The sequence below is a fragment of the Dysosmobacter segnis genome (genome assembly GCF_014297285.1).
Classification (GTDB): domain Bacteria; phylum Bacillota; class Clostridia; order Oscillospirales; family Oscillospiraceae; genus Oscillibacter; species Oscillibacter segnis.
Genome location: NZ_JACOQI010000003.1, coordinates 19,445 through 33,916, shown reverse-complemented (window position 1 = coordinate 33,916; position 14,472 = coordinate 19,445). Strand labels below are relative to the sequence as shown.

Below are 14,472 nucleotides of genomic sequence, written 5' to 3'. Positions count from 1 at the left end.
GCAAACTATGGATCGGTGTGAACAAGCGGTTGATTACCACAAGAAAGGCTTCAACTGCTGCCAGAGCGTTCTGGCGGCTTTTCAGGATGTGATCGGACTGACGGAGACGCAATGCCTGACCTTGGGCGGCGGCTTCGGTGCGGGCGCGGGCACCGGCGAGCTATGCGGCGCTGTGACCGGCGCCGTCATGGTGCTGGATCTGCTGACCCCAGCTGACCCGGCGGATGTGATCGGCTCCAAAAAGCGGTCTGTGGGACAGGCCAAGGAGCTGCAAAAGCGGTTCGCGGAGCGGTTTGACGCCCTGCGGTGCGCGGATCTTCTGCAAAAGAAGTTTGTCCCGGACGATACCACCCCCGCAGCCAAGGCTCTGGGGCTTACTGGCCACTGTGACATTATGATCGCCACGGCGGTCGAGATTGTGGAGCAGATGCTGGCGGAGCGGTGATCCACGAAAAGGAAAGCGCTTTTCAGAAAGGACGCTGACTCTATGAAGGAGAAAAAGCCTGTTGGTCCTCACAAGCTGTTGAAGATATGCAGACGGCTTTTCTTTTCCGGCGCGCTGACCATGCTGACTGCGGCATATCTGATCGGCCACTTCTATACATGGCGGGGAAACGATGTGTCGGTATTCCTTTGGATCGCGGCAGGTGTTGGAATCCTGATCATGGCAGGAAGCCTTCTGACCGCCTTTTCGAAGCTACGCTGTCCCTACTGCGGAGCCTCCCTGATGGCCGGCGGCCGGATGCCGTCCAGCCTGCCTCATTTCTGCCCGGACTGCGGAAAAACGCTGGATGACTGCGATTAAATCCACGCAAAAGATATATAGTAAATCAACTTTACACAAGTTGAAATAGAAACAAATTTGGCAAATACATAAGAGAGAAAACAGGAGGTGGCCTATGGCCTTCACCCATCTGCACGTGCATACGGAGTTCAGCCTGCTGGACGGCTTCTGCAAGATCAAGGAGCTGCCGGGGGTGGTGAAGTCTATGGGCCAGACCGCCTGTGCCATCACGGACCACGGTGTTATGTACGGCGTCATCGACTTCTATCGGGCCTGCAAGGCGGAGGGCGTGAAGCCCATCATCGGCTGCGAGGTCTATGTGGCCCCTCAGGGCCGCACCCGGTTCGATAAGGTCCACGAATTCGACAGCGAGAGCCGCCATCTGGTGCTGCTGTGCGAAAACGAGGAGGGCTATCGCAACCTCTCCTACATGGTGTCTCTTGCCTGGACGGAGGGCTTCTATGTGAAACCCCGTATCGATCAGGCCCTTTTGCGGGAGCACTCCAAGGGCCTGATCGCACTTTCGGCGTGTCTGGCAGGGGAGATCCCCCGCCGCCTGCGGAACGGGGAGTATGACAACGCCAAGGCCTACGCGCTGGAAATGGCGGAGTTGTTCGGCCCGGATCGGTTTTATTTAGAATTGCAGGATCACGGCATCCGGGATCAGAAGATCGTGAACCAGTCTATCCTGAAGATCCATCAGGAGACCGGTATCCCCATGGTCTGCACCAATGACGCCCACTATCTCCGGAAGGAGGACGCCGAGGCCCATGACATCCTGCTGTGCATCCAGACCGGCAAAACGGTGGACGATGAAAACCGGATGCGCTACGAGCCTCAGAACTTCTACCTCCGCAGCGAAGCAGAGATGGCGGCGCTGTTCGAGGGCTACGAGGGCGCACTGGAAAACACCCAGAAGATCACGGAGATGTGCAACCTTGAATTTACCTTCGGTAAGTACCACCTGCCGGAATTCAAGCTGCCGGAGGGGTATGATAGCTTTTCCTATCTGAAAGAGCTGTGCGACGAGGGCTACAAGGCCCGGTACGGCGATGATGACAAATACCGGGGCCAGCTGAAATACGAGCAGGACATGATCGAGAAAATGGGCTTTACCGACTATTTCCTCATCGTATCCGACTTCGTGCGCTACGCCAAAAGCGTGGGTATCCCGGTGGGACCGGGCCGCGGCAGCGCGGCGGGGTCCATGGTCAGCTACTGCCTCAGCATCACCGATATCGACCCCATGAAGTACAGTTTGTACTTTGAGCGGTTCCTGAACCCGGAGCGGGTGAGCATGCCGGATATCGATATGGACTTCGGCGATACCCGCCGGGGAGAGGTGGTGGACTACGTCCGCCGCAAGTACGGCGATGACCATGTGGCTCAGATCGTCACCTTCGGCACCATGGCCGCCCGGGGCGTGATCCGGGATGTGGGCCGGGTGCTGAATATGCCCTACGCCGATGTGGACGTCATCGCCAAGCTGGTGCCCAACACCCTGCACATCACCCTGAATGACGCGCTGCGGCTCAGCAAGCAGCTCAGCGACCTCTATGAGGCCGACGAGCAGGTAAAAAAGCTCATCGACACCGCCAGGGCACTGGAGGGAATGCCCCGCCACGCCTCCACCCACGCCGCCGGCGTGGTCATCACCCGGAAGCCGGTGTACGAATATGTACCCCTGGCGAAAAATGACGAATCCGTGGTCTGCCAGTATATCATGACCACGCTGGAAGAGCTGGGCCTGCTGAAAATGGACTTCTTGGGCCTGCGGAACCTGACGGTGTTGGACGATGCCGTGAAAATGGTGCAGACCCGGCAGCCGGACTTCACCTTGGATGACATCCCGGAGGGGGACCCGGAGACCTACAAAATGCTCTCCGACGGCAAAACCAACGGTGTGTTCCAGATGGAATCCACCGGCATGACCGGCGTCTGCGTAGGTCTGAAGCCCCAGAGCATTGAGGACATCACCGCCATCATCGCCCTGTACCGTCCCGGCCCCATGGATTCTATTCCCAAGTTCATCGCCTGCAAGCATGACCCCAGCAAGGTCAGCTACATCATCCCGGAGCTGGAGCCGATCTTGTCCATCACCTATGGCTGTATCGTCTATCAGGAGCAGGTCATCCAGATCTTCCAGCAGCTTGCCGGGTACACGCTGGGACAGGCGGATATGCTCCGCCGTGCCATGAGCAAGAAGAAGGCCAAGGACGTGGCCAAGGAGCGGGAGGCGTTCCTCCACGGCGACCCCGCCCGCAACATTAAGGGCTGCGTGGCCAACGGCATCGATCCCGCCGCGGCCGAAAAAATCTACGATGAGATCTTCGCCTTCGCCAATTACGCATTCAATAAGGCCCACGCCGTTTCCTATGCGGTGGTGGCCTATCAGACAGCGTACTTCAAATGCCATTTCCCACGGGAGTACATGGCAGCGCTGCTGACCAGCGTGCTGGATAACTCCGACAAGGTTTCCGGCTACATCGGTGAGTGCCGGGAATGCGGCATCGCCCTGCTGCCGCCGGACATCAACCGCTCCGCCGACCGGTTCACGGTGGAGGAGGGAGGCATCCGGTTCGGACTGGTGGCCATCAAGAACATCGGCCGGGGCTTCATTCAGGCAGTGATGCGGGAGCGGGAGACCGGTGGCGACTTTACATCCCTGTACGATTTTTGCAGCCGCATGAACGGCAGCGAAATGAACAAGCGGGCGGTGGAAAATCTGATCCGTTCCGGTGCCTTTGACTCCATGGGTGCCAGACGTTCCCAGCTTATCAAGGTTTATGAGTCGGTGATGGACTCCGTGGCGGCCCAGCAGCGGGATAACGTGGAGGGACAGATGGACTTCTTCTCCATGGCCGCCGACAATGATGAAAAATCAGACTCCGTAAAGGAAATTCCCTTGCCTGATATTCCGGAGTATACACCGGAGGAACTGATGACCATGGAGAAGGCCACCACTGGACTGTACCTCTCCGGTCACCCTATGGACCATTATCGGGACGCTGTGCGGAAGCTCCACGCTCCCACCATCGTTTCAATTATCGAGGACTTTTCCCGGGAAAACGGTCCGGAGCGCTTTGCCGACGGCCAGCGGGTCACCATCGCCGGGGTCATTACCTCCAGCAAGACGAAAACCACCAAGAACAACAGCCTCATGGCCTATGTCATGGTGGAGGACGACACCGCCTCCATGGAACTGCTGTGCTTCAGCCGGGTGCTTGAGACCTGCGGTGCTTACATGAAGGAAAATCAGGCAGTGGTGGTAAAGGGGCGGCTGTCCGTCCGGGACGAAAAGGCCCCCCAGATCATGTGCGACTCCATTTACCCTCTGTCCACGGTGGAGGGCGGCATTCCGGAACCCCAGCCCAAGCAGAAAACGGCAGCGGGGGAGACCCTGTTCCTGAAATTCCCCAGCATCGACGATCCCGCCATCCGCCACATGAAGCTGGTGTTCCAGATGTTCCCCGGCAAAAGCGTGGTGAAAATGGTCATGGCGGACACCCGAAAGGTCTACGCCACTCAGGCGCTGCTGCATCCGGCGCTGGTGCAGGAAGCTCAGGAGACGCTGGGTCACGAAAATGTGGTTGTCAAATAATAGCCAAAGATCCCAAAAGCCCGGCTTTCGGAATATTCCGGAGGCCGGGCTTGGTTTATCTGTTCGGCTGCCAACGAAAAAACCGGCCCTCCGAAAGCGGAGAGCCGGTGTAGGTTTGGTCAGCGTTCTTCCCGGAAGAAGCTGAGACCCAGAGAGGCGGGGGGCTGATCCTCCCGCTTTTTCCGCAGGGAAACGATGATGAGCACCGCCAGCGTTACCACATAGGGGAGCATCTTGTAAAGCTCCTTGATGGCCAGGTTGGTGCCGGTGGGAATGTAGAGATACAGGATGTAAAACCCGCCGAACAGGATGGAAGCCAGCACGCTGACGTTGGGCCGCCAGATGGTGAAGATCACCAGTGCGATGGCCAGCCAGCCGCGGTCACCGAAGGCATTGTTGGACCAGACGCCGGAGGCGTAGTCCATCACATAGTACAGTCCGCCGAGACCCGCGATCATACTGCCGATGCAGGTAGCCAGATACTTGTACTTGGTGACGTTGATGCCGGCGGCGTCCGCCGTGGATGCGCTCTCACCCACGGCCCGGAGATGCAGTCCGGGACGGGTGTGCTTGAGGAAGTAGGAGGCCAGCAGCGCCAGCAGAATAGCCAGATACGCCAGGAATCCATAGGACAGGAATATCTGACCAAACCAGCCGCATTTGGCGGCGAAGGGGAGGGATTTGCTGAAATAGGCGCTGGTGGTGGAAAGGGCGATGGAGGGGACCTCGCTGCCCGTCAGCTTGATGAGAGAGCCACCGAAGAAGTTGCCGATGCCCACGCCGAAGGTGGTCATGGCAAGGCCGGTCACGTTCTGGTTGGCCCGGAGGGTCACCGTCAGAAGGCAGTACAGCAGACCCATCAGCAGAGAGCCCAGCAGGGAGCACACCATAGGGATGCCGATGGCCAGAATACCGTTCATCTCCGCCGCCGGGACCGCCTGTTCATAGAAAAACGCGCCCACAACGCCGCAGATGCCGCCCACATACATGATGCCGGGGATGCCCAGATTCAGGTTGCCGGATTTCTCCGTCAGGATCTCGCCGGTGCTGCCGTACAGCAGGGGGATGCCCTGCATCACGGCCCGGGGAAGGAACGATGCAAAATCAAAAAACATAGCTTATGCCTCCTTCTTTCCGCTCTTGCGCAGGCTGACCTGATAGGTGATGAAAAACTCGCTGCCGATGATGAAAAACAGGATAATGCCGGTGAGAATGTCCGAGAAGGACTGATTCAGGCCGAAGGTACTGGAGATCTCGCTGGCGCCCCGGCCCAGCACCACCAGCAGCAGGCTGGTGAAGATCATGATGATGGGGTTGAATTTCGCCATCCACGATACCATGACGGCGGTGAAGCCACGGCCGCCCACGATGGTGGTAGTGAGGGTGTGGTCCGTACCGGCAGTGAGCAGCAGACCCATGAGGCCGCATACCGCGCCGGAGAGCACCATGGTGCGGACGATGACCCGTTCCACTTTGATGCCTGCATAGCTGGCAGTTCGCTGGCTTTCACCCACCACGGCGATCTCATAGCCATGCTTGCTGTAATTAAGATAGATGTACATGAACACGGTGAGCACCGCCACCACAAGGATCACCAGCAGGTATTTCTGACCGCCGACCACCGGCAGCCAGCCAGCCTCCGTGCCCTGGTTGATGATGCCGATCTTACCGGCGCCCTTGGGGACCTCCCACACGATGATGAAGAAGGCCGCAAGCTGGGTGGCGATGTAGTTCATCATCAGGGTGAACAGCGTTTCATTGGTGTTCCACTTGGCCTTGAAGAAGGCGGGGAGGAAGCCCCAGAGAGCGCCCGCAGCCAGTGCCGCGGCCAGAGAGACCAGGATCAGCACTGCGTTGGGGAGCTTGTCAGCCAGACAGATCATGCAGGCAGCCGTGGCCAGACAGCCAATGAGCACCTGACCCTCGGCGCCGATGTTCCAAAAGCGCATTTTGAAGGCGGGCGTCACCGCCAGAGAAATACCCAGCAGGACCGCCAGGTTCTGGAAGGTGACCCAGGACTTTCGGGCGGAGCCGAAGGCACCTTTGAAGATCGTGGCAAAAATATTGACAGGGTTTTCGCCGGTCAGCAGCATAGTGACCACCGCGCAGACCACCAGAGCCAGCAGAATGGCACAGCCCCGGATGGCGAAGCTCTTGTACCAGGGCAGGGTGTCCCGCTTGGCGATGTGGAACAGAGATTGCTTTTTATTCATCTGTCTTGCCTCCCTCCATGCGGGTCATCAGCGCACCGATCTGCCGCTTGTCGGCAGTGCGGGCGTCCACCACGCCGGACACCTGACCGCCGCAGAGGACCACGATCCGGTCGCACAGCTCCAGCAGCACGTCCAGATCCTCGCCCACATACATCACGGCGATGCCCTTCATTTTCTGCTCCGTCAGCAGGTTGTAAATGGTGTAGGATGTGTTGATATCCAGACCGCGGACGGCGTAGGCCGTCATCAGAACGGCGGGGGCCTGCGCGATCTCACGGCCCACCAGCACCTTCTGAACGTTGCCGCCGGACATCCGGCGCACCGGGAAGCTGGTGCTGGGGGTCACGACCTCCAGCTCCTGCCAGATGCGCTGGGCCAGATCCTCCGGGTCCTTCCGGTTCAGGAAAACACCGTGACCCTTCCGCCAGGAGCGGAGCATCATGTTGCCGGTCATACCCATGGAGCCGACCAGACCCATGCCCAGCCGGTCCTCCGGGACGAAGGACATGGCAATGCCGCTCTTGCGGATGTCCATGGGGTCCATGCCCACCAGATTTTTCGTCTTGCCGTCGGCGGGATCGTAATAGGTCACGCTGCCGGAGGCGATGGGGTAGAGGCCCGCAATGGATTCCAGCAGCTCCCGCTGGCCGCTGCCGGCCACGCCGGCCACGCCCAGCACCTCGCCGGCGTTGACGGTAAAGCTCACATTGTCCAGACGCTTGACGCCCAGCTCGTCGAACACCGTCAAGCCGTCCAGCACCAGACGAGGCGTTACGTTCACCGGGTCAGGCCGGTCGATATTCAGGCTGACACTGTGGCCCACCATCATATCCGTCAGGGACTGCTGGTCAGCGTCCTTGGTGGCCACATCGCCGATATACTCGCCCTTGCGGAGCACCGCCACCCGGTCGGAGACATCCAGCACCTCGTGGAGCTTGTGGGTGATAATGATGAGGGACTTGCCGTCCGCCTTCATGTTCCGCATGATCTGGAACAGCTTGTCCGTCTCCTGCGGCGTCAGGACGGCGGTAGGCTCGTCCAGGATCAGAATATCCGCGCCCCGGAACAGCACCTTGACGATCTCCACCGTCTGCTTCTGGGAAACGGACATATCGTAGATCTTCTGGTTGGGGTCGATGTCAAAGCCGTACTTATCGCAGATCTCCTTGACTTTCTTGCCGGCCTCGGTCAAGTCCAGCTTGCCCTCCAGACCCAGAACGATGTTCTCCGTGGCAGTGAACACATCCACCAGCTTGAAATGCTGATGGATCATGCCGATGCCGTAGTTGAACGCGTCTTTGGGGGAGGCGATGGTCACAGGCTTGCCGTGAATATAGATCTGTCCCTCATCGGGAAAGTAGATGCCGGAAAGCATATTCATCAGCGTGGTCTTGCCGCTGCCGTTTTCACCCAGCAGAGACAGGATCTCGCCTTCGCGCAGTTCCAGATTGATGGCGTTGTTCGCCACGACCTTGCCGAACCGCTTCGTTACGTTTTCCATTTTTACCGCACACGCAGGAGCCAAGGCAGTCACCCTTTCTTCAGCGGCGGGGGAGTAAGCACAGTCCCGCGCCGGATCGTTCGATATGGATAATTATAGCATACACCCGGCGGCTTGTAAATTCAAAGTACAGGCCTGACGGGAAAAAATCCGGGAAAACCGGAGCGGTGGAAAAGGAAAGCCGGACTGCCTCAGGCAGTCCGGCTGTTTGGGATCGAGAAGCGATTAGCCGCCGAAGTTGGTATCCAGCAGGTTGATGCCGTCGATCTGCAGATCGAAATAGGGAGCGGAACGGAAGGTGGACTCAGCGAAGTAGCCGTCCACGATGGCCTCGGTGTCGGGGGTGTAGTTGGGATCGGTGTCCACGTCAGCCTTGGAGGAGGTCAGAGTCTCACCCTTCACGGTGAAGGTGGAGCAGTCAAAGACGTGACGGGTGCCGTTCTCCAGCTCGGCCTTCACAGCGTCGATGGCCTCCTGAGTGCCCTCAGCGGCAGCGGTGGTGTTGACATCGGTGAGCACCACGGAGCCGGTAGCCAGGGTGCCGGTCCAGTCGGCGTCGATGGCCTCGCCGTTCATAGCAGCGGTGATGGCATACTCATAGTAGGGAGCCCAGTCGATCCGGGAGGAAACGATGAAAGTGTTGGGGCAGGCAGCCTGGGTGGAGCCGTTGTAGGAGACATTGGGAACGCCGGCGGTCTCGCAGGCAGTGGGAGCGCCCATGGAGTCAGCGTGCTGGCTGATGAGGACGCAGCCGTTGGCGATCAGCTTATTGGCGCCTTCCTTCTCAGCGGTCTCGTCATACCAGGAACCGGTGAAGGTCACGTCCATGGTGACAGAGGGGCACACGGACTTGGCACCCAGATAGAAGGAGGTATAGCCGGAGATAACCTCGGCATAGGTGAAAGCGCCTACATAGCCCATCTTGGCCTGATCCTCGGTGATGTAACCGTTGGCGATCATGTCATTGAGCTTCATACCGGCGGCAACGCCAGCCAGGTAACGGCCCTCATAGATGGAGGCGAAGGCGTTGTGGTAATTGCTCAGGCCCTCGGTGTGAGCCTTGGTGCCGGTGGAGTGGCAGAACTGCACATTGGGGAACTCCTTGGCAGCCTGGATCATGTAGTCCTCGTGACCGAAGGAGTCGGCGAAGATGATGTTGCAGCCGTCATCGGCCAGCTCAGCAGCCTTGTCGTAGCACTCCTGACCCTCGGGAACGTTGGTGATGATCTTGTACTCCACGCCCAGCTTTTCGCAGGCTTCCTTAGCAGCGTTGATGAAGTTCAGGTCATAGGTGGAGTTCTCATCATGGAGCATGATGAAGCCGACCTTAAAGTCGGTAGCGGTCTCGGCGGGAGCATCGGTCTTGGTCTCGTCAGCTTTGGTAGTATCATCGCTCTTAGTGCCGCCGCAGGCGGAAAGGGCGAGGACCATAGAGAGACTCAGGAGCAGCGCAAGAAACTTCTTCATTTCAATAAATCCTCCTCAAATTAAATCCTTTTTTTCGGCGGATTTCCACATAGGACAAAGAAACCCGTCACCCATATCATACCGAAAAAACCGAAAAATGGCAACGCCAAATAGTCATCAAATTCATCTTGAAAAGTAATACCTTTTTGGTTAAAGAGCAGACATTATAAGCGTGGGTAATGCCTTGCAAAAGCTGTGCAGAAGACAGGCGGTCGCTTTTTCATGACCGGCGTCATAAAAAACAAGACTGGCGATAGAACGGTAAATTCTCCGCGACGGTAAGGAAGGGTGTGTGCGGGAAAACCAAGAAGGGTGTCCTGCGCCATTGAAATCCTAAGTTTTCAGAACTTTTATAAGGTTCTGAAAACTTGTTCAGCGGGGCGAAAAGACTTTTTCGACACGCTGAAACGCCGCGCAAAATACGCGGCGTCTTTCGCTATGGATATTCTTCGTTAAGACTCCTCTTCGTCCTCCGGCGTGGGGGTGTTGAGCAGGAGGTCGATGATCTCACTGTACAGCTTCTCCGGGGCCTGCCGGAACCGGGCAGCCAGGATCTTTCCCATGTCCTCTCTCGGCACCATGAGCTTCAGGTCCATCACGCTGCCCATATCGTCATCCAGAGACAGGGAAACGGTGAAGGTTCCGTTGGGGCGCGGCTCCGTGGAGCTTTTCACCTGATTCTTCCGTCGCAGAGCCCGGTTGCAGGCATTCAGATTTTTGTCGCACCGCAGTCGGACGGAGTAGGGGAGGCTGGTCTCACAGATCTCACTGTTGCGCCGGCCCTTTTCCGTAATGGCATAGAGGCCGCTCTCCTCGTCCAGAGTCAGGTGTTCTGTTTTTACCAGATCCGCCAGACACTCGGAAAAATCGAAGTAGTCAACGGCATCGTCGCAGAGGGTCAGATCCAGCAGCGTGTCGAAGGGCACCGGTTCAATGACCCGGGCGGCCAGATATAAAATAAGGAACTTGATCTCCAGCTTGTCCTGGATAAATCCGCGTGCGGTCATGGAAGCTCTCCTTTGTATGTGAATCGTTCTTTTATTTCAGTATACCCCAGACGGGCATGATTGTACAGCCGGAAATTTGTCGAAGCCCGGCGAAATTTCCCTTGACGGTTCTACCACGCCTTGGTATGATGAAGTTAACATAACATGAAAGGGCGGGATACCTTGAAAAAGAGAGCATGGGCGCTGGCGCTGGCGTTTCTTCTGGTCCTGACAGGCTGCGGCAAAAAGGAGGAACCGGTCCCTGATCCGGAGCCTCCTGCGGCAGAGGAACCCATTGTGACGCCGGAACCGGAAGCGGAACCGGAGCCTGCCGTACCAGCGGGAATGAATCCGCTGACAGGACTCCCCATGGAACCGGAATATGAACGGAACCGTCCCGTGGCGGTGATGCTGAACAACCTGAAAAAGGCCCAGCCGCAGCTTGGCAATTCTCAGGCCGACATCATCTATGAGGTCCCCGCCGAGGGCGGCATTACCCGGATGCTGGCAGTCTACCAGACCTTGGACGGAGTCGGTACCCTTGGCAGCATCCGCTCCTCCCGCCCCTATTACATCGAACTGGCGCTGGGCCATGACGCCCTGTACGTTCATGCCGGGGGCAGCCCGGAGGCGTATCAGGATCTGAAAAGCTGGAAAGTGAACAACGTCGACGGCGTCAACGGCAGTGCCAGCCAGAGCGCCGTGTTCTGGCGGGATCAGGAGCGCAGAAAGACCATGGACTACGAGCACACGCTGGTGACCTCCGGCGAGAAGATTCAGAGCTTCTGGGACAGCAGCAAGTACGCCAAGACCCATGGGGACGGATATACCTATTCCCAGACCTTTACTGACGAGCCGCTGACCGGCGGCGCAACGGCGGAGCACGTCAAGCTGGCCTACACCAGCTATAAGACCGGCCTGTTCGACTACGATGCCGCCACCGGCAAGTATCTGGTGAGCCAGTATCAGGCCCCCTATGTGGATGGCAACACCGGCGAGCAAGTGAGCGCCGTGAATCTGCTGCTTTTGGAGACGAACATCTCCGTGATCTCCGGGGATAAGGAGGGCCGTCTGAAGGTCCGCACCACCGGAGAGGGAGACGGCCTCCTTTGCCGGAACGGGCAGAGTGTTCCCATCCATTGGAGCCGCGCGGACCGGAACAGCCCCTTTGTATACACCACGGCGGACGGCCAGCCGCTGGCTCTGGGCCGGGGAAACAGCTATGTCTGCATCATGGACCCCAAAACCAGTAAAGTGGAATGCTCCTGATACATAGGATCTGAACTCAAACAAGCCCGGAGACACGAATGTGTCTCCGGGCTTTTCCTTATTTATGACAGCAGGCGCAGAAGTTCTTGGCCTCCTCGTAATCCTCCGGGAGGGCCACGGTGTTGGGCGGGAAAAATTCGCCCACAGGGAAATTGATGTTGCGGAACAGGCTGCAAGGATCGTCGGTGCTGCCGCAGGAGCACTCCTTCTCCGGCATACAGTAATCGTACACCGGCACCAGGAGCTGGGAATCCCGCTCCAGACGGACGATGGAGAACTGCCCCAGAGTAATGTAGATCCGGCGGCCTTCGTCTCCGCCGCAAAGCTCCCCGCCGAAGCACTGGCTGATGGCCGGGGGCACCTCGCACAGATCGCAGTCGCAGTCCCGGCGGCTGCAGCCGCTCTCCACGAGCCGGGCGTCCAGAACGATGGGGTCCACGGCCTCCACAACCGCCTCGGGTAAATTGGACCGGCGCAGCATGGGGATATCCGGCTCCCCGGAGCGGAACTTGGAGGAGAAGATCTTGGCGCTGCCCTCGCTGCCGAACAGGATGGCCCGCTTGTCAAAGACGCACAGGCCCTCCACCGTCACCGGTGCGGGGCAGCTGGTATAGGCTTGCAGGGTCACGTTGTAGAAAAACCGCATATCCACCGTGTAGAAACCCCGATTGAAATTGACCGGCTCCACATCCACATAGACATACAGTAGGTCCGCAGACCCGCCCTTGACGGAGAGAGCGTGATTGATGACGTCCACATACTGGAGCTTCGGATAGAACCGCAGGTCCTCGATGCAGTCCTTATCCCGGCAGGAGTCATAGATCTTACGTGTATGGACGCAAACCGCCTCACGGATGCCGCCGGTACCCTCCACGGGGCCGGGCATGACTTTCTCAGGCATTGTGTTACCTCCTAAACGATGTAGCGAAGGAAATTTCCTTCAATCCAGTCTATGCGGAGGCTTCCATAAGGTGAAAAGCGGGGGAGCCCCCGCTTTTGAGACTGTCGATAAAGTGGCAAATCCTCCGCGACGGTAAGGAAGGGTGTGCGCGGGAAACCCAAGAAGGGTGTCCTGCGCCATTGAAATCCTTAGTTTTCAGAACTTTTATGAAGTTCTGAAAACTTGTTCAGCGGGGCGAAAAGACTTTTTCGACACGCTGAAAAGCGAGGGACCCCCACTTTTTTCATCTGGCATATCCGGGCGGGGGCCGTCATACACTGGAGCAACAACAAAAGGAGGGACGACCCTTGGAACGAAGAGAATGTGAGACGCGCTATGAACTGGCGGCGGCCATCCTGCCCAGCCGCCTGCGGCGGATCGCCATGGAGCTGCCGGAGACGGACAAGAGACGGGCGGAGGAATTCCGCCTGCGGGCGGGGCACTGTCTGTCGGTGCTGCTGCCGGAGGGGGAGCGGTCGCTGGAGGCCATCGTCACCACGGAGGAATTGGAGACCTTGTGCGACATCGCCGCTGAATTTTCCCGCTACGCCTCCATCGAAACACTACGGCAGGGGTTTCTTCCGGTGCGGGGTGGCTTCCGAGTGGGGCTTTGCGGCTCCGCTGTGGTGAAGGACGGGGAGGTCACCAATCTGAAACAGATCTCCTCCGCTGTGATCCGCATTTCCAGAGAGCAGAAGGGCATCGCGCAGGCCGTGGCCCCACGGCTGTTCCGGGACGGGCGGTTCGTCAGCACCTTGCTGCTGTCCCCACCGGGAGGCGGCAAGACCACGCTGCTGCGGGATCTGGTGCGGCAACTTTCCCAAGGGGAGGGCGTCCCGCCCCAGCGGATCACCCTCATCGACGAGCGGGAGGAGATCGCCGTCATGTATCGGGGACAGCCTCAGATGGATGTAGGTCCCCGGACGGACGTTCTCAGCGGCTGTCCCAAGGCGCTGGCGATCCCCATGGCGCTGCGGGCTATGAATCCGCAGATCATCGCCGTGGACGAGATCACCGTCCGGGAGGATCTGCGAGCCATCTCGCAGGCGGCAGGCTGCGGCGTGGCGCTGCTGGCCACTATCCACGCCGCCAATGTAGAGGAGCTGCAAGCAAAGCCGCTTTATCAGGAGCTGATGGCCGGGCGGGTGTTCCGTCAGGCGGTGCTGATCCGAACAGGTCCGGAGGGGCGGCTGTACGCCGTGGAGAATCTGCCGTGATAAAACTGGTGGGCAGTCTGTGCGTGTTGTTCGCGGGAGGGAGCGTCTGGTGGCTTCAGCATCAGGAGCAACGGCGCCGGCGGCAGGTCTTGGCGGAATTGGCGTCGACATTGGAGCGCATGGAAACGGCCATCCGACTGAACCGGACGCCGCTGCTGCCGCTGTTCCGACAGGCGGCGCGGGGCCGCTGCCATGAGGTTTCCCAGCTGTTCGAGAGAAGTGCGGCGGCGTTGGCAGCGGGGAGGTCCCCGGAAATCGTCTGGTGTCAGACAGTCTCCTGCCTTCCGGTGTCGGAAACGGACAAGCGGGCCTTGTCCGAGCTGGTCAATGCCTTGCAAGGCGATGAAACGAGCGCCTGTAAAGGTATATCGCTTGCAAGAAAAGAGCTGCAAAACAGCCTGTCACAACTGGAAGAGCAGCGCCCCGATGAGGAAAAACGCACGGCGGCCCTTTGTTTTTCCGCCGTAGCGCTGCTGGTGATCTTACTGATTTGA

General features: G+C 58.7%; 12 protein-coding genes. 6 read left to right on the top strand and 6 right to left on the bottom strand.

Annotation, left to right across the window (positions count from 1 at the left end):
* Positions 1–7: 7 nt before the first annotated feature.
* From H8Z83_RS04595 to H8Z83_RS04585, 3 genes are all read left to right on the top strand, one after another.
* Complete coding sequence (locus tag H8Z83_RS04595) at positions 8–445, top strand: C-GCAxxG-C-C family protein (protein ID WP_187013959.1); 438 nt, start codon at positions 8–10, stop codon at positions 443–445.
* Between the two features lie 42 nt (positions 446–487).
* Complete coding sequence (locus H8Z83_RS04590) at positions 488–805, top strand: hypothetical protein (protein WP_187013958.1); 318 nt, start codon at positions 488–490, stop codon at positions 803–805.
* Between the two features lie 94 nt (positions 806–899).
* On the top strand, positions 900–4,385 hold the full coding sequence (locus H8Z83_RS04585; protein WP_187013957.1) for a DNA polymerase III subunit alpha: 3,486 nt from the start codon (positions 900–902) through the stop codon (positions 4,383–4,385).
* Between the two features lie 119 nt (positions 4,386–4,504).
* Here the strand turns inward: H8Z83_RS04585 and H8Z83_RS04580 are convergent, their stop codons facing one another.
* The 5 genes from H8Z83_RS04580 to H8Z83_RS04560 form a co-directional block, all read right to left on the bottom strand.
* Positions 4,505–5,500: an ABC transporter permease gene (locus tag H8Z83_RS04580; protein ID WP_187013956.1), complete on the bottom strand. Its 996-nt coding sequence runs from the start codon at positions 5,498–5,500 to the stop codon at positions 4,505–4,507.
* A 3-nt stretch (positions 5,501–5,503) separates the two neighbouring features.
* A complete protein-coding gene (locus H8Z83_RS04575; RefSeq protein ID WP_187013955.1) occupies positions 5,504–6,598 on the bottom strand; it encodes an ABC transporter permease in 1,095 nt (364 codons plus the stop codon).
* On the bottom strand, positions 6,591–8,099 hold the full coding sequence (locus tag H8Z83_RS04570; protein ID WP_337551178.1) for an ABC transporter ATP-binding protein: 1,509 nt from the start codon (positions 8,097–8,099) through the stop codon (positions 6,591–6,593). The genes H8Z83_RS04575 and H8Z83_RS04570 overlap by 8 nt, the downstream gene beginning before the upstream one ends.
* Before the next feature lie 225 nt (positions 8,100–8,324).
* A complete protein-coding gene (locus H8Z83_RS04565) occupies positions 8,325–9,566 on the bottom strand; it encodes a BMP family ABC transporter substrate-binding protein (RefSeq protein ID WP_187013953.1) in 1,242 nt (413 codons plus the stop codon).
* A 452-nt stretch (positions 9,567–10,018) separates the two neighbouring features.
* On the bottom strand, positions 10,019–10,573 hold the full coding sequence (locus H8Z83_RS04560; protein ID WP_187013952.1) for a DUF4364 family protein: 555 nt from the start codon (positions 10,571–10,573) through the stop codon (positions 10,019–10,021).
* Between the two features lie 162 nt (positions 10,574–10,735).
* On the opposite strand from H8Z83_RS04560, the gene H8Z83_RS04555 reads away from it, so the two are divergent.
* On the top strand, positions 10,736–11,821 hold the full coding sequence (locus tag H8Z83_RS04555; RefSeq protein ID WP_243184739.1) for a DUF3048 domain-containing protein: 1,086 nt from the start codon (positions 10,736–10,738) through the stop codon (positions 11,819–11,821).
* A 58-nt stretch (positions 11,822–11,879) separates the two neighbouring features.
* On the opposite strand, the gene H8Z83_RS04550 is transcribed toward H8Z83_RS04555, so the two are convergent.
* On the bottom strand, positions 11,880–12,722 hold the full coding sequence (locus H8Z83_RS04550) for a hypothetical protein (RefSeq protein ID WP_187013950.1): 843 nt from the start codon (positions 12,720–12,722) through the stop codon (positions 11,880–11,882).
* Positions 12,723–13,069: 347 nt separating this feature from the next.
* Here H8Z83_RS04550 and H8Z83_RS04545 point away from each other — a divergent pair, with 347 nt between their 5' ends.
* Together H8Z83_RS04545 and H8Z83_RS04540 are read left to right on the top strand one after the other, a co-directional pair.
* Complete coding sequence (locus tag H8Z83_RS04545; RefSeq protein ID WP_243184737.1) at positions 13,070–13,978, top strand: ATPase, T2SS/T4P/T4SS family; 909 nt, start codon at positions 13,070–13,072, stop codon at positions 13,976–13,978.
* Positions 13,975–14,472: a stage III sporulation protein SpoIIIAB gene (locus tag H8Z83_RS04540; RefSeq protein ID WP_187013949.1), complete on the top strand. Its 498-nt coding sequence runs from the start codon at positions 13,975–13,977 to the stop codon at positions 14,470–14,472. Before H8Z83_RS04545 ends, H8Z83_RS04540 begins: the two co-directional genes overlap by 4 nt.